Origin of the sequence: Micromonospora maris AB-18-032 (assembly GCF_000204155.1) — a bacterium.
GTDB classification, from domain to species: domain Bacteria; phylum Actinomycetota; class Actinomycetes; order Mycobacteriales; family Micromonosporaceae; genus Micromonospora; species Micromonospora gifhornensis.
The window spans coordinates 1,346,561-1,370,757 of sequence record NC_015434.1 but is presented as its reverse complement, the minus strand read 5'-3'; the positions used below and the strand labels follow the sequence as shown (position 1 = coordinate 1,370,757).

General features: G+C 69.7%; 21 protein-coding genes. 11 read left to right on the top strand and 10 right to left on the bottom strand.

All coding sequences use genetic code 11. The annotated features are described in order from the left end of the window. Positions 1-92 precede the first annotated feature (92 nt). Positions 93-2,561, top strand: coding sequence for a DUF6351 family protein (locus tag VAB18032_RS06285; protein WP_013731955.1), 2,469 nt, complete (start codon positions 93-95; stop codon positions 2,559-2,561). 62 nt (positions 2,562-2,623) lie between these two features. On the opposite strand, the gene VAB18032_RS06280 is transcribed toward VAB18032_RS06285, so the two are convergent. Beyond that, on the bottom strand, positions 2,624-3,091 hold the full coding sequence (locus VAB18032_RS06280; RefSeq protein WP_013731954.1) for a MarR family winged helix-turn-helix transcriptional regulator: 468 nt from the start codon (positions 3,089-3,091) through the stop codon (positions 2,624-2,626). Between the two features lie 85 nt (positions 3,092-3,176). Between VAB18032_RS06280 and VAB18032_RS06275 the strand changes: the two genes are divergently transcribed. From VAB18032_RS06275 to VAB18032_RS06260, 4 genes are all read left to right on the top strand, one after another. Continuing rightward, positions 3,177-4,106, top strand: a complete 930-nt coding sequence (locus VAB18032_RS06275; protein WP_013731953.1) for an SDR family NAD(P)-dependent oxidoreductase — start codon at positions 3,177-3,179, stop codon at positions 4,104-4,106. A gap of 39 nt (positions 4,107-4,145) precedes the next feature. After that, positions 4,146-5,027, top strand: a complete 882-nt coding sequence (locus VAB18032_RS06270; protein ID WP_013731952.1) for a 4-hydroxyphenyl-beta-ketoacyl-CoA hydrolase — start codon at positions 4,146-4,148, stop codon at positions 5,025-5,027. Between the two features lie 17 nt (positions 5,028-5,044). Beyond that, positions 5,045-5,497 carry a MaoC family dehydratase gene (locus VAB18032_RS06265; RefSeq protein ID WP_013731951.1) on the top strand — a complete coding sequence of 151 codons (453 nt, stop codon included), beginning with the start codon at positions 5,045-5,047 and terminating at the stop codon, positions 5,495-5,497. A gap of 83 nt (positions 5,498-5,580) precedes the next feature. Then, a complete protein-coding gene (locus tag VAB18032_RS06260; RefSeq protein ID WP_043723192.1) occupies positions 5,581-7,107 on the top strand; it encodes an acyl-CoA synthetase in 1,527 nt (508 codons plus the stop codon). On the opposite strand, the gene VAB18032_RS06255 is transcribed toward VAB18032_RS06260, so the two are convergent. The 9 genes from VAB18032_RS06255 to VAB18032_RS06215 all read right to left on the bottom strand — a co-directional run bounded on the left by VAB18032_RS06255 (position 7,031) and on the right by VAB18032_RS06215 (position 16,064). Next, entirely contained in the window at positions 7,031-7,918 is an 888-nt protein-coding gene (locus VAB18032_RS06255; RefSeq protein ID WP_013731949.1) for a PaaX family transcriptional regulator, read from the bottom strand. The two genes, VAB18032_RS06260 and VAB18032_RS06255, sit on opposite strands and share 77 nt — an antisense overlap. Positions 7,919-7,959: 41 nt before the next feature. Then, positions 7,960-8,772: an ABC transporter ATP-binding protein gene (locus VAB18032_RS06250; RefSeq protein ID WP_013731948.1), complete on the bottom strand. Its 813-nt coding sequence runs from the start codon at positions 8,770-8,772 to the stop codon at positions 7,960-7,962. Beyond that, complete coding sequence (locus VAB18032_RS06245) at positions 8,765-9,613, bottom strand: ABC transporter permease (RefSeq protein WP_013731947.1); 849 nt, start codon at positions 9,611-9,613, stop codon at positions 8,765-8,767. The genes VAB18032_RS06250 and VAB18032_RS06245 overlap by 8 nt, the downstream gene beginning before the upstream one ends. Continuing rightward, positions 9,610-10,410 carry an ABC transporter permease gene (locus VAB18032_RS06240; RefSeq protein WP_050814555.1) on the bottom strand — a complete coding sequence of 267 codons (801 nt, stop codon included), beginning with the start codon at positions 10,408-10,410 and terminating at the stop codon, positions 9,610-9,612. The genes VAB18032_RS06245 and VAB18032_RS06240 overlap by 4 nt, the downstream gene beginning before the upstream one ends. A 72-nt stretch (positions 10,411-10,482) precedes the next feature. After that, positions 10,483-11,457, bottom strand: a complete 975-nt coding sequence (locus tag VAB18032_RS06235; protein ID WP_013731945.1) for an ABC transporter substrate-binding protein — start codon at positions 11,455-11,457, stop codon at positions 10,483-10,485. A 373-nt stretch (positions 11,458-11,830) separates the two neighbouring features. After that, the gene (locus VAB18032_RS06230) at positions 11,831-12,793 is read right to left on the bottom strand and encodes an aldo/keto reductase (RefSeq protein ID WP_013731944.1); all 963 of its coding nucleotides are present in this window, start codon (positions 12,791-12,793) and stop codon (positions 11,831-11,833) included. Positions 12,794-12,841: 48 nt separating this feature from the next. After that, positions 12,842-13,990, bottom strand: a complete 1,149-nt coding sequence (locus tag VAB18032_RS06225; protein ID WP_013731943.1) for a glycosyltransferase family 4 protein — start codon at positions 13,988-13,990, stop codon at positions 12,842-12,844. A 24-nt stretch (positions 13,991-14,014) separates the two neighbouring features. Further along, the gene (locus tag VAB18032_RS06220; protein WP_013731942.1) at positions 14,015-15,004 is read right to left on the bottom strand and encodes a UbiA prenyltransferase family protein; all 990 of its coding nucleotides are present in this window, start codon (positions 15,002-15,004) and stop codon (positions 14,015-14,017) included. Between the two features lie 28 nt (positions 15,005-15,032). Then, positions 15,033-16,064: an NAD-dependent epimerase/dehydratase family protein gene (locus VAB18032_RS06215; protein WP_086011273.1), complete on the bottom strand. Its 1,032-nt coding sequence runs from the start codon at positions 16,062-16,064 to the stop codon at positions 15,033-15,035. A 402-nt stretch (positions 16,065-16,466) separates the two neighbouring features. Here VAB18032_RS06215 and VAB18032_RS06210 point away from each other — a divergent pair, with 402 nt between their 5' ends. The 6 genes from VAB18032_RS06210 (at position 16,467) to VAB18032_RS06185 (ending at position 24,194) form a co-directional block, all read left to right on the top strand. Beyond that, positions 16,467-17,678: an endonuclease/exonuclease/phosphatase family protein gene (locus VAB18032_RS06210; RefSeq protein WP_126711570.1), complete on the top strand. Its 1,212-nt coding sequence runs from the start codon at positions 16,467-16,469 to the stop codon at positions 17,676-17,678. A 194-nt stretch (positions 17,679-17,872) separates the two neighbouring features. Continuing rightward, positions 17,873-18,898: a glycosyltransferase family 2 protein gene (locus tag VAB18032_RS06205; RefSeq protein ID WP_013731939.1), complete on the top strand. Its 1,026-nt coding sequence runs from the start codon at positions 17,873-17,875 to the stop codon at positions 18,896-18,898. Positions 18,899-18,937: 39 nt separating this feature from the next. Further along, entirely contained in the window at positions 18,938-20,764 is a 1,827-nt protein-coding gene (locus VAB18032_RS06200) for an AfsR/SARP family transcriptional regulator (protein WP_081476039.1), read from the top strand. Positions 20,765-20,962: 198 nt separating this feature from the next. Continuing rightward, on the top strand, positions 20,963-21,955 hold the full coding sequence (locus VAB18032_RS06195; RefSeq protein WP_013731937.1) for a lysylphosphatidylglycerol synthase domain-containing protein: 993 nt from the start codon (positions 20,963-20,965) through the stop codon (positions 21,953-21,955). A gap of 56 nt (positions 21,956-22,011) precedes the next feature. Further along, a complete protein-coding gene (locus VAB18032_RS06190) occupies positions 22,012-23,157 on the top strand; it encodes a glycosyltransferase family 4 protein (RefSeq protein WP_013731936.1) in 1,146 nt (381 codons plus the stop codon). Between the two features lie 23 nt (positions 23,158-23,180). Further along, a complete protein-coding gene (locus VAB18032_RS06185; RefSeq protein WP_013731935.1) occupies positions 23,181-24,194 on the top strand; it encodes a glycosyltransferase family 2 protein in 1,014 nt (337 codons plus the stop codon). Positions 24,195-24,197: the final 3 nt, after the last annotated feature.

Genomic DNA, 24,197 nt, shown 5'->3' with positions numbered 1-24,197 from the left:
CGTTGACGCGCGATCAGAATTCGCATTAGGTTCCCCGTGCACATGTGACCAGGAGGTCCAGCCGCCCGTTCCCGGCTGAAAGGGGCCCTGCTATGCACTCACGTCGATCCCGGGAGAAATCTCCGCAACGAACCTGGAAACTCGCCCTGACCGCGATCGTCGCCAGCACACTTGTCGGCGGCCCAGCGGTGCCCGCCCTGGCCGCACCGCCGCCCCAGGCAGGCGTCGACCGCACCTTCGACGTGGAGGTCGTCTCCACCCGCGCCGACCTGGTCAGCGGCGGGGACGCCCTGGTCCGCATCGGCGTGCCCCGCAACGTTCCGCCGCACCAGGTGAAGGTCCACCTCGACGGCCGCAACCTGACCAGCCAGTTCCGCCCGATCGGCGACGGTCGTACGCTGCTCGGCCTGGTCGACGACCTGGCGCTGGGCGACAACACCCTCCAGATCCGGTCCAACGGCAACGGGCAGGGCCGCCCGACGGCCGACGTGACGCTTGTCAACCACCCCGCGCAGGGCCCGGTCTTCTCCGGCCCGCACATCCCGCTGTTCTGCACCGCCTCCGGCAGCCCCTGGAACCTCGGGCCGGTCGACGAGAACTGCCACGTGGCGGCACCCCGGGTGACGTACCAGTACCGCACCACCGCCGGCAGCTTCACCGCCCTGCCCGACGGCCCGCTGCCCGGCAACGTGGCCACGACCACCACGATCGACGGCCGCACCGTGCCGTACGTCGTACGCATCGAGCGGGGCACCATCAACCGGGCGGTCTACGAGATCGCGCTGCTGCACCAGCCGGGCACCGCCCTGCCCGACCCGTGGACGGCCACCGACGGCTGGAACGAGCGGCTGGTCTACACCTTCGGCGGCGCCTGCGGCATCGGCTACACCCAGGCCACCAGCACCGGCGGGGTGCTGGACCACGGCCTGCTCAGCCGGGGTTACGCGGTGGCCAGTTCCACGTTCAACGTGTTCGCCAACAACTGCAACGACGTGACCTCCGCCGAGACCGCGATGATGGTCAAGGAGCACTTCATCGAGACGTACGGGGTGCCCGCCTTCACCATGGGCTGGGGTGGCTCGGCCGGCACCATGCAGCAGTTGCTGATCTCCAACGCGTACCCCGGCATCATCGACGGCGTGATCGGCCAGATCGGCTACCCGGACGAGCGCTCCACGACCGTCAGTGGTCACGAGTGCCGCTTCATCAGCCAGGCCGCCTCCGCCGCCGGTCTGTCCACCGCGCAGCACACCGCGGTGACCGGCTTCGCCAGCCCGAACACCTGCTTCGGCTACCAGTTCTTCGACGGTGTCGACTGGCCGGCCAACTGCCCGAGCCACGTCCCGGCGGCGCAGCGGTACCACCCGGTCACCAACCCGACCGGCATCCGCTGCGCGATGGCCGACTTCATCTCCAACGTGTACGGCGTCGACCCGGCCACCGGCTTCGGCCGGCCGATCATTCCGGACACGGTCGGCGTGCAGTACGGCCTGCAGACCCTCCAGGCGGGCACGATCAGCCCGGAGCAGTTCGTCCGGCTCAACGAGGGCATCGGCGGCCTCGACGTCCAGGGCAACCGCACCCCGCAGCGCACCTCGGCGGACGTCGACGCGATCAAGGTGGCGTACGAGACCGGCCGGGTCAACCAGTTCGACGGCGGTCTGCGCTGGACGCCGATCATCGAGACCCGGGGCTACACCGACCCGTCCGGCGACTTCCACGACCGGTTCCGGTCCTGGACGATGCGGGAGCGGATCGTCGCGGCCAACGGCAACGCCGACAACCACATCAGCATCACCGCCGCGCCGGGCGCTGCCGCCAACACCGCCTCGACCCTCGCCCTGGAGGGCATGGAGACCTGGCTGACCGCCCGGACCGCGCTGGCCGCGGCGCAGCCGAAGCTGGACGACGTGACGTTGACCCGGCTGTCCCGGCCCGAGGGCCTGGCCGACGGCTGCATCGCGGCCAACGGCGACCGGATCACCGAGGCGCTGACCCTGGACCCGGCGGCCCAGTGCAACCAGCTGTTCCCGTTGCACCGCAACCCGCGTGTGGTCGCCGGCGGACCGACCACCTCCGCCGTGCTCAAGTGCCAGCTCACGCCCCTGAACCGGGAGTCGTACGGGGTGAGCTTCACCGACGAGCAGTGGCAGCGCCTGCAGGCGGTCTTCCCCGGCGGCGTCTGTGACTGGTCGAAGCCCGGCGTGGGTCAGGTGCCGCTTGCCGACACCTGGATCCGCTGGTCTCCCGAGCCCCAGGTGCGACCGGTGCTGCCGGTCACGGTGACCGTGCAGGCCCGGTGCATCGCCGGCCGGGCGTACGTGGCGGTGCAGGTGCGCAACGACCACGTCGCGCCGGTGGAGATCGCGCTGGAGACCGCGTACGGCGAGCGGTCGTTCGCGGGCGTGGCACCGGGCGGCAACGCCTTCCAGCAGTTCGCCACGCGGGTGGCGGCCCTGCCGACCGGCACGGCGACGGTACGTGTCACCGGGTCACTCGACGGTGAGGCGGTGACGACCGCGGTGATCCGCGGACACGCGGCCGTCGACTGCGCCGCGTAGCGGTCGCACGGGTGCAGACCGGGACCGGGCGGTGCCATCGCAGGTGCCGCCCGGTCACGGCGTCAGTCGGGGAAGGCCAGCAGCCGCAGCAGTTGGGCCAGCCGCTCATGGTCCTGCGGCGTGACGGCGGCCAGCAGGCCCAGCTCCACGGCCCGCGCGGATTCCTGGGCCTGAGCGAACAGGGCCCGACCGGCGTCGGTGGCGACGAGGACGTTGGCGCGACGGTCGGCGGGGTCGGTCTGGCGCTCGACGAGCTGGCGTTTCTCCAGCCCGTCGACGAGCGCCACGACCTGACTCGGATCCAGCCGCAGGAACTCGGCAAGTTCCCGCTGGGTGGGACGGACGTCGTCGGCGGCGAGCGCGAGCACCGAGTAGGAGCGGGCCTTGAGCCCGTGTTCGGCCAACGCCGCGTTGGCCGCGGCGAGGGTGAGGGCGTTGGCGCGGGCCAGCAGAAAGCTCAGGTCCCCGGCGAGCACGCTGTCCCGCAGCCGGTCGCGTCCGGTCGGCCGGGTCTTTCCGATAGGGGACATGACGACGATGGTAGCAAGCTTCACAAATAATTGACTTTTTCAACGGTTCGTGCTCAGATCGGCGTGGACGCAAAGGAGCACCTCTATGTCACCACTGGACGGCAAAGTCGCGATCGTCACCGGATCCGGTCGAGGTCTCGGCCTCGCCTACGCCAAGGAGCTGGCCCGCCGGGGGGCGTCCGTCGTGGTCAACGACGTCGATGCCGGTGTCACAGCCGACGCGGTCGCGGCGATCCAGGCGTCCGGTGGGCGGGCCGTCGCGGTGACCGCACCGGTCGGCCCCACCGAGACGGCGAAGCAACTGGTCACCGCCGCGGTCGAGGAGTTCGGGCGACTCGACATCCTGGTCACCAACGCGGGCGTGCTGCGCGACACGGTGCTGTGGAAGATGAGCGACGACGACTTCGACACGGTGATCAACGTGCACCTGCGCGGCACCTTCACTACCGTGCGCGAGGCGGTGCTGCACATGCGGCAGGCCGGCGAGGGCGGCCGGATCATCTGCATCGGCTCGCCCACCGGGCAGCGGGGCACCTTCGGCCAGACCAACTACGCGGCCGCCAAGGCGGGCATCGTGGGCATGGTCCGCACCTGGGCGCTGGAGCTCAAGCGGGCCGGCATCACCGCAAACACCGTCGTACCGGTGGCGGCGACCGCGATGACCGCGACCGTGCCCTACTTCGCCGCCGCCGTGCAGGCCGAGGCGAACGGCGAGCCGATGCCCGCGTTCTTCCGCCACGACCTCGGCTTCGGCACCGCCGACGACGTGGCCGGGCTGATCGCCTTCCTCGGCTCCGACGCGGCGGCCGGGGTGACCGGCCAGGTGATCGGCGTCGGCGGCGACCGCCTGCAGATCTGGACCCACCCGGAGGCGGCGCTGACCGCCTACCACGAGGGCGGCTGGAGCTACGAGGCGCTGGTGCAGGCCTGGCCGACCGAGTTCGCCGCCGCCCTGCAGAGCGTCGGCGAACGCTTCCCCGAGCTCCCCGAGGAGTTCCAGCCCGCGGCCTCCTGACCGCCCCTGACGCCACCCCGCCCGACGAAGGTGCCCCTCATGTACCAGCCCGCGATCGACCTCGACGCCGTCACGGCGATCGACATGCACGTCCACATCGAGGTCGACGACCACGGTCACGCCTCGCTGCCCGAGCCACTGGTGGCGGCGGTGTCGAAGTACTTCCGCACCGACGGGCCGCGACCGGCCGTCGACGCGGTGGCGCAGTACTACCGCGAGCGCAACATGGCCGCCGTCGTCTTCACCGTCGACGCCCGTACGCAGCTCAAGCATCCGCCGTTGTCCAGCGCCGACATCGCCCGCGCCGCGGCCGAGCACGCCGACGTGCTGATCCCCTTCGGCTCGGTCGATCCGCGCACCGGTGAAGCGGCCCTCGAACTCGCCGCCCGCTTGATCTCCGACGAGGGCGTACGCGGCTTCAAGTTCCACCCCACCGTGCAGGGTTTCGACCCGAGCCACGAGAAGTACGCGCCGCTGTGGGCGCTGATCGAGCGCGCGGGCCTGCCCGCCATCTTCCACACCGGACAGACCGGCATCGGCGCGGGCACACCGGGCGGCTACGGGCTGCGGCTGGGGCTGTCCAACCCGATGCTGCTCGACCCGATCGCCGCCGACTTCCCGGACCTGCAGATCATCATGGCCCACCCGTCGGTGCCGTGGCAGGACGAAGCGCTGTCGGTGGCCACCCACAAGCACAACACCTGGATCGACCTGTCCGGCTGGAGCCCGAAGTACTTCCCGGCCGAGTTGGTGCGCTACGCCAACTCGATGCTCAAGCACCGGGTGCTCTTCGGCACCGACTATCCACTGATCACCCCCGACCGCTGGCTGCGCGATGTGGCGGCCACCGACCTCAAGCCCGACGTGCTTCCGGGCATCCTCAAGGACAACGCGGCCCGACTGCTGCGCCTTGCCCGGTGACGACGAGAGGAACCGCCATGACGACCACCATCGCCTACGACCAGCTCGCCGACCTCGCCGGCACCGACCTCGGTTACACCGAGTACCGGACGGTCACCCAGGACCAGGTGAACCTCTTCGCCGACGCCACCGACGACCACCAGTGGATCCACGTCGACCCGGAGCGGGCGAAGACCGGCCCGTTCGGCGCGCCGATCGCGCACGGCTTCCTCACCCTCTCGCTGGCCGTTCCCTTCTGGACCGAGCTGCTGGAGGTCAAGGGGGTGACCACGAAGGTGAACTACGGCCTGGACAAGGTCCGCTTCCCGGCGCCGGTCACTGTCGGTTCCCGGGTGCGCATGCGGGCCACCATCGCCGAGGTCACCGAGGTCCGGGGTGGCTACCAGATCGCCGTCGACCAGACCATCGAGATCGAAGGCGGCACCAAGCCGGCGGTCGTCGCCCGTGGGCTGTACCGCTTCTACGCCTGAGCCGGCGCTGACAGGCTTCACGCCCGAGCGGGGGGTCAGCCGGGCCGGGTGAGCACACCACCTCCACCACCAGGAGACTGATGATGCACCAGCACGGAATCGGCGTCTGGATGGCCAAGCGTCGACTCAAGTCCCCCGACAAGGTCGCCCTCGTCCACGGCGAGGGCTCGACGTTGACGTACGCCCAACTTGCCGACGCCACCGACCGGGTCGCCGCCGTGCTGCGCGACCAGGGCGTCGGCAAGGGCGACGCGGTCGCGTACCTGGGTGAGAACAGCCCCGAGTTCCTCCAGGTGATGTTCGGCGCGGCGCAGTTGGGGGCCGTCTTCGTCCCGGTCAACACCCGGCTCGCGGCACCGGAGATCGCCCACGTCCTGGACGACTCCGGTGCCCGGGTGCTCATCCACGACCCCGAGTTCGCGCCCCGGGTGGCCGCAGCCGTACCGGCCGCGCGAACGCCGCACGTGGTGGTCACCGGCGACGGCGACGCGGACCGACCGGGGCTGGCGCGACTGGCCCGCACCGCAGCCACCGATGCCGCAGGTCCCGTCGCCACCGATCACGGGGACCCGGCGGCGATCGTCTACACCTCCGGCACCACCGGTCGCGCCAAGGGCGCGGTGCTGACCCACGGCAACCTGACCTGGGTCGCCATCAACTGCGTGGTCGACTACGACGTCGTCTCGACCGACGTGGCACTGATGATCTCGCCGCTGTTCCACGTCGCCTCGCTGGGCATGGGCGCCCTGCCGGTCATCCTCAAGGGCGCCACGATGGTGCTGGAGAAGGGCTTCGAGCCGGGACGCGCGCTGGCCCAGATCGAACGGCACGGCGTCACCATGCTCAGCGGGGTCCCCACCACGTATCAGCTGATGGCCGACCATCCGAGCTGGACCTCGACCGACCTGTCCACGCTGGCGAAGCTGACCTGCGGGGGTTCGGCGGTGCCGCCGCGCATCCTCAACGCGTACGAGGCACGGGGGTTGTCGTTCTCCCAGGGTTACGGGATGACCGAGGCGTCACCGGGCGCCACCTCGCTGCCGCCGCACATGACCCGCGCCAAGCAGGGCAGCGTCGGGCTGCCGCACTTCTTCACCGAGGTACGGATCACCGACGTGAGCGGGGAGCCGGCGCCCACCGGCAGCGTCGGCGAGATCGAGATCGCCGGGCCGAACGTCTTCCCCGGCTACCACGGGCTGCCCGAGGCGACCGCCGACGCGTTCACCCCGGACGGGTGGTTCCGTTCGGGCGACCTCGGCTACCTGGACTCCGACGGCTACCTGCACATCTCCGGCCGCCTGAAAGACATGATCATCTCCGGTGGGGAGAACATCTACCCCGCCGAGATCGAGCAACTGCTCGGCGAGTTGGAGGGGGTGACCGCAGCGGCGGTCATCGGCGTGCCCGACGAACGGTGGGGCGAGGTGCCGTGGGCGATCGTGACGGTACGCGACGGCGCGGCGGTGGACGTCGAGGCCGTACGGGCGTACCTCGACGGCCGGCTCGCGCGCTACAAGCTGCCGAAGAACGTCATCATCGTGGACGAGTTGCCGCGGACGGCGTCGGGGAAGGTGCGGAAGGCGGACCTGCGCGCCCGTTTCGGCGTCTGACCGAGGTGCGGGCGGCGACGAGTTCGGCGAACTCCGCGGCGGACGCCTCGGCCAGCTTCTCGTGCATCCGGCGGTAGGTCTCCGCCGACCGGGTGGCCGGCCACTGCTCGTCCATGAACTCGGCCGGCAGCCGGGGATCGGCGCGCAGCAGCGCCAGCCAGTCCGCCACCAGCATCGTGCGTACGGTCAGCGCGCTCGGTGCCAGCGCCACGGCGGCCGGGTCGTCCCACACCTCGATGAAGGCCAGATGTTCACGCCGGATCGCCTCGATGTCCCAGGCGGCGCGCACGCTTTCCCCGATCGGAAAGCCGTCCAGCTCCCGGGCGTGGAACGCCATGACGGTGTGCGGTGGCAGATCCTGCCGTAACGGCTCCAACGAGCCGGCGAGGTCGACCTCGCCGGGCGCGAGCCACAGCCCGTCCCGGATCGGCGCGAACCCCTCCCAGGTAAGGGTCGAGCGCAGCCGGTGCCGCAGCATCCGCTGGCCCTCGGGGATGGAGAAGGTGACAAGGGTCCACCCGTTGCCCTGCGGGTCGAACGGCCGAGGGCCACGGACCCGGTCCGTTGCCTCGCGCAGCACTGCCGCACCGTGCTCGGTCAGCGAGAACAGCGTCTCCCGACCGTTCCTGGTGCGGGCGAGGATGCCGCTGCCGACCAGGCGGTCGAGGGTCGCGCGGGTGGCCGGCGCGGCGACGCCGGCCGGTTCCAGCACGCTGATCAGGGCACTGGCCCGGATCGGCCCGGTTGCGGCGTCGACCACATGCTCACCGAAGAAGGCGAGCAGCAGTTGCTTCGGCTGACGGCTACGCACAGCCCTCCCTTTCGGCGAATCCGTCGTGGCGGCCGCAGCGGTCACCGCGCCGGTTGCGCGTCGACAGTCTTGCCACGCTTGGCCCGCTGGATCTGGTCGTAGACGTGGGTCCGCAGCTCGGTGAACCGGGGCAGGGCGCGGGTGGTGATCTGATCACGCGTAGGCGGCAGATCGATCGCGAGGTCCTCTTGAACCCAGGTCGGCGACTTGGACAATACTAGAACCCGTTCTCCCAGGTAAACCGACTCGTCGATGTCGTGGGTGACGAAGAGGATCGACATGTTACGGCTGGTGTGCAGCTCGCGGACGAGGTCCTCCAGGTCCGCCCGGGTCTGCGCGTCGACCGCCGCGAACGGCTCATCCATGATCATGACTTCGGGCTGGTACGCGATGGCCCGCGCGATCGCCACCCGTTGCTGCATGCCCCCGGAGAGCTGCCACGGATGGCTGCGGGCGGCATGGTCCAGCCCCACCGCGACGAGCGCGTCGGTCACCAACTTCTCCCGCTGGGCGCGGCTGAGCTTCTTGTGCCGCAGCGGCAACTCGACGTTACCGCGTACGGTCAGCCACGGGTAGAGACTGCGGCCGTACTCCTGGAACACCACAGCCATGGCCGGGCTCGGCCCGGTCACCGGCGCACCGTCCATCTCGACCACGCCGCTGGTCGGGCGCAGCAGACCGGCCAGGCACTTCAGCAGCGTGGTCTTGCCACAACCGGACGGCCCGACGATGCAGACCAGTTCACCGGCGTTCATCGTGAAGCTGATGTCCCCGATCGCCTCGACGTTGCCGGTGGCCGATTCGTAGACCTTGCGCAGATGCTCCACCCGCAGCAGGGTGCTCCGGTCAGGCACGGTTGACCTCCCTGAGTCCGTGATACCAGCGCAGCACGCGCCGCTCGACGATTCCGAAGACGACGGCGAGGAAGACGCCGACGAGACCGAGCAGGAGGATTCCGCTCCACATCTCGGCGATGAGGTAGTTGCGCTGGAAGTAGGCGATGCGGTAGCCGAGCCCGGCGGACGAGGCGAACATCTCCGAGATCACCATCAGGATGAGCGCGACCGACAGGCCCTGCCGGACCCCGGCCATGATGCGCGGGCTGGCCGCCGGCAGCACCAGGAACCAGAGCCGCTCCCACCAGGTGACCTGGAACGAGTCGGCGGTCTCGGTCATCACGCTGTCGGTGGCCCGTACGCCCTCGATGGTGTTCAGCAGGATCGGCCAGACCGCGCCGGAGACGATGACCACGACCTTCATGGTGTCGGTGATGCCGAGCAGCAGCATCGCCACCGGGATCAGCACCGGCGGTGGGATGGCCCGGAAGAACTCCAGCAGCGGTTCGAGCAGTTCGCGCAGCCACTGCATCAGGCCGATGATGGTGCCGGCGGCGATGCCGACCACGATCGAGGCGGTGATGCCGAGGCCGAGGCGGTACAGGCTGGGCAGTACGTCCTCGACGAACGCGGGCCCGACCCAGGTGTCCACGAAGGCTTCGAAGATGGTCAGCGGGTCGGGGAAGAACCGGTTCGTCGACCTCGTCGCGAGCAGCCCCCAGACCACCAGCAGCAGCATGGGCAGCCCGAGCGAATAGCCGAGACTCGCCGCGATCCGGGAGCCGACCCCGGGCCGACGCGCGACGTCGGGCCCGGCCGTGCGCTCGGCGACGGCGATCCGGTCAGGGTGCTTGGTCACCGGGCCTGCTCCCCTCGGATCGACTCGTGCCAGGACAACGTGCGCCGCTCGACGAACCGGAAGACCAGGTTGACCGCGAGCCCGAGCAGGCCGGTGACCACCACGAAGGCGTACAGGCCGACGGAGTCCCCGGCGGAGCGGGACAGCTCGATCATCCGCCCGAGGCCGGGGTTGCCGATCACCATCTCCGCGGTGATGGCCAGGATGAGTGCGACCGCCGCGGCGAGCCGCACCCCGGTCATCAGGTACGGCAGGGCGGTCGGCAACACCAGGTGGGTCAACTGTTCGCGGCGGGTCAGCCCGAAGCTGCGGGCGGTGTCCCGGGCGACCGCGTCGACGTCGGCCACGCCGTAGATCACCTGCACGAACACCTGCCAGAACGATGCGTAGATGATGATGACCAGGGCGGCCTGCATCTGGATGCCGAACATCAGCACGGCCAGCGGGATCAACGCCACCGACGGGATCGGCCGCAGGAACTCGATCATTGTGTGCGTGGCGCGTCGGAGGAACGGCACCAGGCCGACGACCGTGCCGAGGACCACGGCGGCGAACGTGGCCACCGTCAGTCCGATCGCCCAGGACTTCATGGTGGACCCCAGCCGCCGCCAGAACGCGAGGTCGACGGATTCCTCGGCCAGCCGCGCGAACACGTCCGTCACGTACGGCAGGTACTGCGAGTTGATCAGGCCCAGCGTCGGGATCAGCTGCCAGACGACGAGGAATCCGGCCAGGCCGGTGAGGCCCAGCAGCGCCTTGCGCAACCCACGCAGGCGTCGGGTGGATGGGACAGCCATGTCACTCCCGTGAACAAGCGGCGGCGACGCCCTCCCCGGTCTCCGGCACCGGGGAGGGCGGGCAATCGCGGGCTACTTCTGCTGGATGAGCCGGTCGAGGTTCGGCTGCTTGTCGAGCACGCGGTACTTCTGGGCGAGTTCCGCGAGCGTCTGCAGGCTCGTCCGGTCAAGGTCCCACCCGAACTCGGGCAGCTTCACCGAATCCGCCACCGGCTCCGGCAGTTGCAGGTTGTCCTTGATGGCCTGCCGGACCGCCGTCTCGTTGGCGGAGTCCTGGGCCCACTGGAGCGTCTCCTTCATCGCCGCCGCGAAGTCGTCGACGAGCTTGGCGTCTTTCTCCGTACGCTCCTTGGTGGTGATCGTGGTCAGCGTGGTCAGACCCGGCACGACCGCCTGGTAGGGCGCCACGATGAAGGTGTCGCCACGGCTGCGCAGCTGCGTGACGAACGGCTCCGGCACCCAGGCCGCGTCGATGTTGCCGGCCTCCAACTGCGCCGGGGCGTCCGGGAAGGCGACCTCGACGAACTTGATGGTGGACGGGTCCCCGCCGTCCTTCTCGACCGCCGCCATGATCGTCACGTCGCCCGCCGCGCCCAGGCTGTTCACCGCGACCCGGCGACCCGCCAGCTCGGCCGGCCGGGTGATGCCGGACTTCGCCGAGGCCACCACGGCGTTGATGTCGTCACCCTCGGCGTACGAGGAGGCGTAGTTGCCGATCATGACCACGCCGAGGTCCTGGAGGTCGGCCCGGAACGGGCCGAAGGGCTGGCCGATCGCGAAGTCGATGTCGCCGTTGAGCAGTGCCGGAATCGCCTGCGCACCACCCTGGGCGGGCAGCACCTCCACGCTGAGGCCGCGCTTGGCGAAGATGCCCGCCTTGATGCCGCCCCACAGCGCGGCGGTCTCGGTGATGGGCAACGCCGCGACCCGGACCTGGCGCAGGTCGCCGTCGGCCGGGTCGGACGGGGAGGACGCATCGGAATCAGTACATGCGGTGAGGGCGATCGCGGTGGCGGCGATCAGCCCGAGTGCGATGACCTTCTTCATTGACGAGGCCCTTCCTGGGCGGGGGTGGTGGGGTGCGTCAGAAATCGGCGGATGCCACGGATCTGCAGGTGACCTACCACTGTGTGAGAGGTCACGTCGCTGTGTTGGCCATGGTCAGTCACCCGGCACCGGAAGTCAAGAAATTCTGACGCCCGTCATGAATAAGTTGAACAACGACGCAACGCCACCCACCGCAGCCCGGCCCTGGTAGCAGATACGGGGAAAGTGCTGTCTCGCCGACTGACGAGGCAGCACTTTCCCCGAAGTTGTCCGGACTTCCCGGTGCATCCCGGCGGGCACCGCGCCGCGCCTCGCGTCAGTGGGTCCTGGGCGGGGGGAGGGTTTCAGAGGTTCACGGTCGGCTGTGTGCCCTTCAGGCTCGCAGGTCGCGCAGGGCCTTGAGTTCCGCCTCGGTCAGCGGGCCACGCGCCTCGGCGGCGAGGCACTCGGCCAACTCGGCGCGGTTCTTCACGCCCAGCACCACGGTCGCCACACCGGGCACGCTGAGGGCGTACCGGTGGGCCAGGGAAGCCGGCGACTCACCGAACTCGGCGGCGAGCGCACGGAACGGCTCGGCTCGGGCGAAGTCGACCGCGACCGGCGAGTCGTCGTCCACGGCCCGGTCGATGCCCTCGGTGAGCGCTCCCGCCGCCACCGCGCGGATCGCGATCACCGAGACGCCGTCGTCGACCGCGGCCTGACGAATCTCGTCGTTGCGAGGTTCGGCCGACGACCCGAGCAGCCACATGTCGCCGCTGAGGTCGAGGGCGTTCACCACCGCCTGGACCGCGTCCGGACGCGGCTGCCGGTGCATCGCCTCGATCACGGTCTGCGGGTGGCCGACCCCGGTCAGCCCCCAGGCCCGGATCTTCCCTTCGGCGCGCAGCCGTTCGAAGGTCGGCACCACCTGGTCGAGGTAGAGGTCCCAGCCCAGCGTCCGGGGGGTGGGGCCGGTCCAACCGTGCGGGTGCAGTTGAGAGTGGAGCAGGAAGAGATCCAGGTGCTCGCGACCGATGCGGTCCAGGGTCGCGTGCAGGCTGCGGATCATCTTCTCCGGAAGGTCACCACCATCCTGCTCGGGAAGCTCGATCTTGCTGGTGACCAGGACGTCGGCGGCCGGCATGGCGCGTAACGCGGCACCGGCGACGTTCTCGGCCGCGTAGCCGTCACCGTAGGTCGGCGCCAGATCGAGCATCGTGACACCACCGTCGATGGCCGCCTGGACGGTCGCCACCGCCTCGGCGTGGTCGGTCGCTCCCCAGACGTTACCGATCCCGCCCCCGCCCAGGGTGAGCGCGCTGACGCTGCCGAGACGACCGAAATCCCTGCTCTGCATGCCTACCTCCGCGACTGATTCCCGCCACACTCCGGACGGGACGATGAATCACATCAATGCGCTGGCCCGTGCACCCTGAGCCCGGAACAGCGTCGCATACCGGTCCAGACAACCCTGGACGCTGAACTCCTCGATGGCCCGCTTCGCACCCTCACGCCGGGTTGCGGCGTCCCAGCCGAGCACGTCCAGCAGCGCCGCGCGCAGCCCGACCGGGTCGCGCGGTTGGACGATCCGGCCCATCCCGGTGGCCAGCACCGGATACCGTCCGCCGGGCAGGTCGGTGGTGACCGACGGGATGCCGCACATCATCGCCTCGGCCTGCGCGATGCCGAAGGACTCCGCGATGGAGGGCAGGGCGAACGCGTCGATCGAGGCGTAGAAGTCGTTGATCTGCTGGCCGCGCAGCAGACCGAGGATCCGGATCCGGGGATCGCGTTGCGCGGCGGCCCGGATCCGGTCGATCACGCTGCCGCCGGCGACGGTCAGGTAGTCGCCACCGAGCAGCAGCCGCGCCTGCGGGTCGGTGATCTCGGCGAACGCGGCCACCAGGTAGTCCAGGCCCTTGTCCGGCACGATCCGGCCGAGGAAGCCGATGTGCGGGCCGTCGGTCTCCCGGAAGGTCGGCTCGCCGCCACGGCGGTCCAGGCAGGGCGCCGGAATCGCCGAGCGCTGGCTGGACCGCAGGATCGGCCAGAGTTCGGAGTACTGCGCCTGGTCGTCGCTGTTGACGACGACGGCGTCCGAGCGGCGCAGGGTGATCCGCGACGACACCCGTACGGCCGCCATCGCCGCCCGGGTCACCAGGGTGGGCGGCAACCAGAGATCGATGTGGTACGTGCTGACCACCGGCACCCCCAGCGGCAGGGCGGTGATCAGCGCCCCCTCCAGCATCGGCAGGTGCAGGTTGACCACCTGCGAACGGCGGGCGATCCGGCGTACCAGGGCAGGGAAGCCGGGGCTGACCGGGCCTCGGCTGATGGAGGCGACCACCGGGCTGCGGTAGACGTCGACGCCGTTGCGGCTCTCCCGCAGCGGCAGCTCCGGGTCGTGCCGGACGGCGACCACCGCCACCCGCCAGCCCCGCTCGACGAGGCCCTCGGCGAGCACCCTGGCCACCTCGGTCAGCCCGCTGACGTACGGCGAGTAGTAGTTGACCGCGACGCAGAGGTCGTATTCACGGGAGTTCTTGCTGCTCACGGGTTTCTCCAGGGTGTCGTTCGGTTACCGGAGCTGCCAGATGCTGGTCAGCATCGCCTGGGCCAGCACCGCAGCCCAGAGACCGACGTTCACCAACATGGCGCGGTCCCGGAAGAGGTCCTCGACCGGATCGCCGCCGGAGCCGCCCATGGCGATCATCTGCAGGTAGCGGTGCACCGCGAAGGCGGCGAACGGGAAGGTCAGCCCGGCGGTGACCGGCCCGTACGGCGGCGTCTGCGCCCAGATGAACGCGACGTAGCCGACCAGCGCCGCCACCAGGTTCACCAGCACGACCTGATCCAGGAACGGGACCGAGTACGCCCGCAGCGCCGGCCGGTGCTCCCCCGCTTCGCCACCGGCGGCGGACAGGGCGGCGAGTTCGTGGCGTCGCTTGCCGAGGGAGAGCGCGAGGCAGGCGCAGTAGACCCCGATCAGCAGCGCCGGTTGGACGGCGATGCCGACGGCGATCGTGCCGGCCAGCACCCGCAGCACGAACCCGACGGAGACGACCGACACGTCGACCAGCGGCTGGTGCTTGAGCGCCAGGCAGTACCAGAGGTTGATGGCCAGATAGCCGGCGACGATGACGCCGACCAGGACGGGCAGCAGCATCAGCAGGGCGGCGGTGCCGGCGAGCAGGACGACCAGCAGCGTCACCGCGGCACCGGCGCTCACCCGCCCGCTCGCCAGGGGACGGTTGCGCTTGACCGGGTGCAGCCGGTCGCGCTCACGGTCGCGCAGGTCGTTGAAGATGTAGACGGCCGAGGAGGCGGCCAGGAAGCTCAGCAGGGTGCCGAGCAGCGGCACGACCTGGGTCACCGCGGTGGCCGGGGAGGCCACGAGCGGCGCCAGCAACACCAGGCTGCCCTTGATCCACTGGCGAGGTCGGAGCAGGATGAACAGCCCGCCGACGCGGGCCAGGGGTCTCAGCGCCTGTACCGCGACCACCGGGTCGACGGAGACCACAGGCAACTCGGGTGACGAGGAGCTCGGCGCTTCCAGGGCGTGCTTCATGGCGGACCTCTCCTTGCTCCGTGGAGTGTCAGAACAGCGCCTTCGCCAGGCTCAGGGCGCCCTGCTTCCAGGGGTCGCGGTGGGTGCGTCCGGCGCTGCGCCGCGTCCCGGCGGCGTTCGCCCGCCACCAGTCGTACGTCTTCAGCAGGGCCTGTTCGTTGCTGAACCGGGGACTGAATCCGAGCTGCTGCACGGCCCGGTCGATCGAGACGTACGAGTCGCGGGTCAGCTTGTGCACGAGTCGCTTGTAGACCGGGGAAAGCCGCGTGGCCGCGAGAACACGTAGCACGGCGACGGCCGGCCCCACCGGCATGGCCAGCACCCGCTTGCCGTGGCCGGCGGCGTCGAGCACCGCCTGGAAGTCCTCCCGCAGAGTGCGGAACTCCCGTGCGCCGATGTTGAACGTGTCGTTCGCCGTGTCGTCGGGTGCCTCGCAGATCAACTGGATCGCCGCGCAGAGATCCTCGACGTCGAGCATCTGGGTGGCGACGTCGCCACCACCGATCAGCGGAAAGTGGCGGCCTTCGTCGGCCCACTCGAAGAGCATGGCGAACAGACCGAGACGCTCCTCGCCGAGGAAGGTCTTGGGCCGCACGATCGGTGCGCAGAGCCCTTGTGCACGATGCCGGAGCACGGCGTTCTCGGCGCCGAGCTTGGCGGCCGAGTACGGGTCGACCGGCTCGCAGGGGTAGTCCTCCGGAGTGGGGCAGTCCCGGGGAAGTCCGTAGACCGCCGTGGAGGAGATGTGCACGAAGCGGTCCACACCTGCCCGTCGGGCCGCCTCCAACGCCGACACGGTGCCGTCCACGTCGACGGATCGGATGTCCGCGGAGCGGTGGCTCGGCAGGGCGGCGGCGGAGTGGATGACCACGTCGGCACGGCGGAAGGCGCGGGTCATGGCGTCGGCGTCGCGCACGTCGGCCTGGATGAAGCCGGCCCGATCCCGCACCCTCGGCGCGAGAGGTCGGATGTCCACTCCGGTCCAGGTCACACCCGGCCAGTCTCTGGCCAACAACGCGGTGCCCAACATGCCCGCGGCCCCGGTCACCACTGCGTGCACTTCCACCTCCCGTGTCGAAAAAATGCCGCTTTCTTGACGGCGACGTCACGTCACAACGACGGCCGTGTTTCCGGCATTCGTCGCTATCAACTATTCACCTGCGGATCATCCACGGCGGGCTTCGCCGACCGATCCGACCGGCCCACCGCATTCCGCGCAATTCGCACACCGACCGGCCGGTAGCGCGTCTTCGACGCCCCACCCGGTGAGCGCCGATAAGCTGCATGTACGCCCATCTCCGCTCCTTCCAGGGTCGACAGAATCCGGTATTGGCACTCGTGACGCTAGCGATCGGCGATTGCCCCCTCCTTGGCATGCGGAACAAGCTTCGAACAAGGTTCCGGTCGATACCTTTTCCGAGGCCGGTACCGGCAGGAACCGGGGTGACGTAAAGGAGTTGCCATGGCGGAAGCGGCGGCAGGGACGACCACAATAATGGACGAAAAGGAACCAGCGCCGTCGCCGGAACCCCGTACCCCTTCGCGTCGCCGACGGTGGGGACTGCGCCTCGCGGCGGTGGCCTGCCTCGGCTGGCTGGCGGTCGTCGCGCTGCACCACCTGCTCAGCGCCCGGACGTACGTGTGGGGGCCGATCGACCTGCTCCCGCCGATCACCTGGGCGGCGGTCCCGGTGCTGCTGCTGCCCGTGGCCTGGCTGGCCCGCTCGATGCGCTGGCAGCTGGTCGGGGCGTCACTGCTGGCCCTGGTGCTCGGGGTCGGCTACAGCGGGATCAACTTCGCGACGATCTTCCACACTCCGCCGCCGGCGCCCGCAGACGCCGTCAAGGTGGTGACCTGGAATACCGAATACTGGGACCAGGATCGGCGTAACGGCGGCGAGCAGCGCACCACCACCGAAGAGTTCTACGACTTCCTGCGGGACATGGACGCCGACGTCTACATGCTGCACGAGTACGCCAACGTCGACGACTCGCTCGTCGACATCTTCGCGCAGGCGTACGAGATCGACCAGACGGCGGAACTACAGGCGGCCTTTCCCGGCTACACCGTGGTCCGCGAGGGCCGGAACATGACGATCACCCGGTTGCCGGTGGTCGGGCATTCCTGGCTGGACTCGACGCCGTACCTGCCGGACGACCTGAAGCCCGTGCCGCCGGCCCTCGTCGACCGGCCGCTCTTCTACACCTCCCAGGCGCTGCGCACCGACATCCAGGTCAACGGCCAGGTCGTCTCGTTCTACAACACGCACATCTTCCAGCCGCCGGTGCGGATCCTGCTGCTGCGCAGCGACGACGACCGGAACATGTTCGAGATCGACCGGTTCAACTTCGAGATCCGCCAGGCCAGCTACCAGGCTGTCGCGGCGGATCTGGCGACCAACCCGAATCGGGCGGTGATGGCCGGCGACCTCAACACCTCACCGTCGATGAACCTTCTCGACATGGTCTCCGACCGGCTGGTCGACCAGACCAAGGTGCTCTCCTCGCTCTACCCGGTCACCTGGCCGGTGGGCGACAAGCCACGGATGTGGCGAATCGACTGGCTCTTCACCACCCCGGACATCACGGTGCACAGCTACGACCTGACCATGCCCCGGGGCCTGTCCGACCACAAGGCACAGCAGTTCGTCATCTCGGCACCCTCATCGAGATGAGGGTCACATTGACGCCGAGCAGGCGAACGGGACCAATCCCGGCCTTTTAACGCCCACCAGCTTGATCAACGAGTGTCTACGGATGTCGGACGTGTACTAGGGTGGTCGACGGATCTTCTCGACGATGAGAAAACCGATGAGCGGACGCGTCGTCCACCTCCCAGCGCAGCCGAAATCCTGCCCGAGGAGCATCAATGAAGCCCGAGAAAACGCCGCTGGTCTCGGTGGTTATACCCTGCCACAACAGCGCGAAGACCATCACTCTGAGCGTGCTCTCCGCATTGCATCAGACCTATCCCTCGGTCGAGGTCATAGTCGTTGACGACGCAAGCACCGACGACACCCCGGAGATTGTCAGAAAACTCGATTGCACCCTCATCGAACTGACCGAGAATGTGGGTGCCGGCCCGGCTCGCAACCGCGGCATAGCGGCAAGTCGGGGCGACATCCTCTTCTTCCTCGACTCCGACGTCGCCCTCGCACCCGAGGCGGTCGCCAACGCCGTGAAGATCTTCGAGGAGAACCCCTCCTACGGCGCCGTCTGGGGGGTGTACGGCGACCGTCCCCTGGTCGACGACGGCGTGGTGGAGTGGGTGCAGGTGCTGTACGGCCACTACCGCGCCACCCGCAAGCTGGGGGCGGCGCGCACCGGCCACTTCGCCAGCGGTGCCATCCCGCGCGCGGTCATCGACAAGATCGGAGCTTTCGACGAGCGGCTGCTGGGCCAGTACGCCAACGAGGACCACGAGTTCAGCCTCCGCATCGCGGAGCACTATCCCGTCATCCGCACCCTGTCCGTGGTCGGGTACCACGACGACGACGATCAACTTTCTTCGATCCTGCGTAAGCTCTACCGGCGGTCCGGTTCGCTGGTCCCGCTCGTACTCAAGCAACGTGAGTTGAAACCCGAGCGGGAGGCCACCCACCGGCCCGCCGAGGTGGCAGCCGCCACCCTGACCACCGCCAGCCTCCCCCTGGTGCTGGTCTCGCCCTACCTGGCGGTCGTACCCCTCCTCTTCCTGGCCTGGTTCATCAGCGTCGATCTGCCGCTCTTCAACTACGTGCGACGCACTGCGGGCTGGCGGATGGTTCCGCCCAGCGTGTTTCTCAGTTTTCTGTACAGTCTCGCGATTTCCGCGGGCGCGTTGAGTGGTGGCCTGCGCTACGTGCTCGACGCGCGCTTTCGACAGAGGTACCGGACGCCGGCCGGAGTCCATTGAGAACTCCGGTCGGGTCCGACGTGATCAGGGGGAGAGCGTGTGAGGATCCGACTACTGGGGCCTGTCGAGGTGGAGTCGGCTGACGGCCCGCTGGACGTGGGACCACGTCAGCGACGGGCGGTCCTGGCGGCCCTGGCCGTGGACGCCGGTACGCCGGTGTCGATCGACACTCTGACCGAGCGAGTGTGGGGCCCGGCGGCTCCGGAGGCGCCCCGTAGCGCTCTCTACGCGCACGTCGCGCGGCTCCGCCGGGCCCTGGCGCAGGTCGACGACGACTCGGGCACGCCGATCAGCCTGAGCCGCCACGGAGACGGATACGTACTCAACGTCGACCGCCAGCAGGTCGACCTGCATCGACTGAACCAGCTCATCGACACCGGCCGCGCGGGGACGCAGACCAGCGACGTCGAGCGGATCGCCGCCCTGCGGGAGGCGATGGAGCTGTGGCGGGGGGACCCACTGGCCACGCTCGCCGGCGACTGGGCCAACCGGGTCCGGCGCAGCGTGGCATCGCAGTTGATCAGCCTGGCCGGCGCCTGGAGCAACGAGGAGCTGCGGCTGGGCAACCCGGAGGCGGTGGCCGATCGACTGGCGCGGATCCTCGGCTCGTACCCGCTCGCCGAGCCGCTGGTGGCGCTGCAGATGCGGGCGCTCTGCTCGATGGGGCGTACCCCCGAGGCGTTGCAGTACTACGTCGACACCCGGGCACAGATCGTCGAGCAGTTCGGCGCCGAGCCCGGGCCCGAGCTACGGAACCTGCACGTGGCCATCCTTCGCGGCGAACTCGACGAGCCGTACGCGGGCAACGTCGGCCCGGTCGCCGCGCCGGTCCGGCACGTGCCGCGGCAACTGCCCGCCGACATCGCCCGGTTCTCCGGCCGACACGACGACCTCGCGCCGCTGCTGAAATGGCTGAACCCCGCCGGCACGGCGGACTCGGCCCCGGTCGTGTCGATCTACGGGGCCGCCGGGGTGGGCAAGTCGGCCCTGGCCATCCACGCCGCGCACCGGCTCGCCGGCCGGTACCCGGACGGCCAGTTGTACATCGACCTGCGCGGCACCAGCGTGGACGCCGAGCCGCTGACCCCGGTCGACGCGCTCGCCCGGCTGCTGCGCACGCTCGGCGTCAGCAGCATGAGCTCCGACCCGGAGCAGGTCGACGAGGCCGCCGCCCTGTTCCGGTCGGTCGTCGCCGGGCGGCGGCTGCTGCTGGTGCTGGACAACGCCGTCGACGCCGCCCAGGTGCGACCGCTGCTGCCCAGCGGCGCCGGCTGCGGGACGCTGGTGACCAGCCGACAGCCGCTGGCGGGGCTCGGCGACGTCAGCCAGTTGCGGGTCGGGCCGCTCACCGTCGCCGACGCCATCGCGTTGCTCAGTCACTGGGTCGGCGCCCAACGGGTGGCCGCGGAGCCGGAAGCCGCGACCGCGATCGCCGAGTGGTGCGAATGCCTGCCACTGGCGCTGCGCATCGTCGGTGCCCGGCTCGTGGCCCGTCCCGGGTGGCCGCTGGCCGAGCTGCGCGACCGGCTCGCCGACGAGCGCCGCCGGCTGGACAACCTGGAGTTCGACGGTGTCGGGCTGCGCGCCAGCATGGCCGGTTCCTACGACCGTCTCTCCGGCAGCCCCGATCTCTCCGAGCGGGCCATCGCCGAGGCGTTCAAGCTGCTCGGCACGTCGACGATGACGGAACTCAGTCGGTCGACCGCCGCCCGGCTGCTCGCCCGATCGGAGGCACACACCGAACGCATCCTGGAGCGTCTCGTCGACGTGCAACTGCTGGAAACGTCGACACCGGGCAGTTACCGGATGGGCGAACTCCTGCGACTGTACGCCCGGGAGCGCTTCGCCGGCCTTCCGGAGAAATGACCGGCAGCCGGTCGGACAAGGAAGAAGCAAGCGGTTCACCGTTAGCGTTGGTCACCCAGGTCGAATCCTTTCCATGATCGGAGAAGGTGGCCAGTGTCGACAAAAGAACTGGACGCAGAGCAGGCCTTCCCGGAAATCGCCGAAACAATCACCGCGGCACCTCGGAAGCGGTGGCGGACGGTTGCCCAGAAGGTCGTCATGGGCCTTCTGCTGGCGGTGACCGCGATCTTCATAGTGATCACGCTGCGTGGTCAGGACTGGTCCACGGTCGCTGCCACGTTACGCGGCCAACGGCCCGGTTTCGTCGCGACGATGGTGGTGTTGGCCGTGCTGGCCAACGCCGCCGGGCTGGTCGCGACGATGATCTCGTGGCGGGCGATGCTCGCCGGTGTCGGCGAACGGGTCGCCGCCGTGGACGCGGCACGGATCTTCTACTTCGGCCAGTTCGTCAAGTACGTGCCCGGCAAGGTGATGGGCTTCCTGGTCAGCGTCGAGATGGGCCGGCGCATCGGCGTACCGGCGGCGCGGATGGGTACGGCCTGGCTGCTGGCCCTCGTGGTCAGCCTGCTCACCGGCGCCACCGTGGGGCTGGCGGCCGGCCCGGAGGTCTTCGGCGCGTCCGCCGCCTGGCTTCTGCTGGCCGTCGCGCCGGTGGCGGTGGTCCTGGTCCGCCCCGAACTCGTCGGCCGGGCCGCGACCCTCCTCGCCCGGGTGCGCCGTCGCCCGGAGCCGTCGACGGCGATGTCCGGCACCGGCATCCGGCAGGCGGTCGTCGCGCAGCTGCTGGCCTGGCTGATCGGCGGAGCCCACCTGTGGCTGCTGGCCGTGGCGATGGGCGCGCCGCCGCTGCGCGCGCTGCCGCTCTGTCTCGGCGCCTTCGGGCTCGGCGCGGTGGCGGGCGTGATCGCCGTCTTCGCCCCCGACGGCATCGGCGTACGGGAGGTGGTGGTGACCGCCGCGCTCAGTGTCATCCTGCCGGTGCCGGTGGCTTCGGTGGTGGCGTTGGTGAGCCGAGTAGTCGTCACGGTGAGTGAGCTTGTTACTGCCGGCATCGGCCTGGGTGTCACCGAGGCGATCCTGCGTCGTCGCGCCCGGACGTCGCCTGCCGCAGCGGCGGAGGTGGTGCCCGTGAATGTCGGCTCACCGGCTTCCAAGAAATCGCCAAGCTGCCTGCCGCAGGCAGACCGCTAATGTGCTCAGGGATCAGGGAATTCTGCCGTAGACCTATCTCAGAGAATGCGGTACTGATGCCGGACAGGAATTACGATCTGACGATTGCGTCGCCCTTCTACGAGCCGTACGTCAGTGGCTTGACGCAGACGGCGCGCAGCATCGCCGAGGGCATGGCCAATCGGGGTTGGCGGGTCGCGGTGGTCACCGCCCAGCACGAGGTCGATCTGCCCCTGCGCGATGCCGTCGGCGGCGTGGACGTCTACCGCTCCCCGATGCTGACACGGTCGAGCCGGACCGCCATCGTCCCCCGCTACCCGATGCTGGTCGGGCAGTTGGCGCGCCAGTCGTCGGTGCTGCACCTCAACCTGCCGATGCCGGCAGCGGCGCTGCTGATGCCGCTGGCTTCTCGCGTGCCGGTGGTGAGCATGCTGCACAGTGATCCGCACCTGCCGCCGAGCTGGTTCGGCCGGGCCGTCGCGTACGCCTCGGACGCCGCCGCCCGATCGGCCATCCGCCGTTCCGCCGCCGTCGTGGCGGCCAGCCGCGACCAGGCGTACGCCTCGCGGTTCTGGCCGGTCATCCGGGACCGCACCTTCACCCCGATCGCGCCGCCCTGTCTGGACCGGCGGGGCGGCGAGCCGAGGTACCGGGAAACCCGCGGCCTGCACGTCGGATTCCTCGGCCGGATCGTGGCGGACAAGGGCATCGCCTACCTGGTACGGGCCTTCCACCGGATCGCCGACCCGGACGCCCGGCTGCTGATCGCGGGCAACTACCACACCGTCGCCGGGGGCAGCAATCTCGCCGCCGTCCAGGCGGAGATCGACCGGGACAGCCGGGTCCGGATCCTCGGCGAGCTACGCGGCCGTGAGGTCAACGACTTCTACGCCTCGGTGGACGTGTTCGCGCTACCGGCGGTCGCCGGATCGTTCGGCACTGTGCTGGCCGAGGCGATGATGAGCGGCATTCCGTCGGTGACCACCGATCTGCCCGGCAACCGGTACCCGGTCACCGCGACCGGATTCGGTCGGGTGGTGCCCCCTCGGGATCCACGAGCCCTGGAACAGGCCATCTCCGAGCTCGCGGCCGTGCCGCGGGACTGGAGGGAACGCAAGGCCCGGGCGGCCCGGGCGCGATTCTCCGTGGCCACCTCGTTGGACGCGCACGAGGTTCTCTTCAGCACCCTTCGCGGACGCACCGCGGCACGGCAACACCGATGAAACAAGGGAAAGGTTGGAGTCCGATGAACGAGCAACCGCTGGTCTCAGTGATCATTCCGAACTACAACTACGCCAGCACCATCGGCGAGTGCATCAAGGCGGCGAAGAACCAGACCTACCCGGCCGTCGAGGTCATCGTGGCCGACGACGCGAGCACGGACGACTCGGTGGCGATCGCCCGCGCGCTCGACGTCACGGTCCTGCAGGTGCCGGTCAACAGCGGCGTCTCCACCGCGCGGAACCTGGGTGCCCGGCACGCCAACGGTGAGGTGCTCTTCTTCGTCGACTCCGACGTCGCGCTCGACCCGGACGCGGTCGAGCGGGCGGTCGAATACCTGCGGACCGAGCCGGGACTCGGCGCGATCTGCGGCATGTACCGGGCCGAGCCGATGTTCCCCGACAGCCTGGTCAAGCGCTACCGCGCGATCCAGCAGTACGTCTGGTTCTGCGAGGTCGAGGGCGCCATCCCGGGTCTGCACTCGGCGCTGTTCGCGATGAAGAAGGAGACCTTCCTGGAGATCGGCGAGTTCAACGACCGGCTCCGGTGGACCGAGGAGCAGGACTACGGCTTCCGGCTCAACGCCCGCTACGAGGTCAAGGCCGTCCCGACCATCCGGGGACGCCACGACCACGACGGCACCCTGCGGGTGATGCTGACCAAGGTTTTCAACCGTACCCGGCTCGGCGCACCGAACTGGCTGCGGCTGAACAAGCTGCCCGGCGGCGCCGGCACCGGCTACCGGGCGTTGGGCAGCGCATTCGTCCTCGCCGCGGTCCTCGCACTGATCTCGGCAGTGCTGCTCGGCCCCTGGGCGCTGCTGGCCGCCGCGGTGCTGACCGCGATCGGCGTGCTCCTCGACAAGCGCACCTACGCGTACGCCTACCGTCACCATGGAGTCACCTTTGGACTACAATTCACGGTGCTCCATCTCTTGGTGACGCTCACGTCGGCGGTGGCAGCCAGCATCGGCATCCTGCAGGGCCTGCTGTATCCGAGCATGACCCAGCGGCTCTACCGCGTCGAGACGCCCGCCTGACCC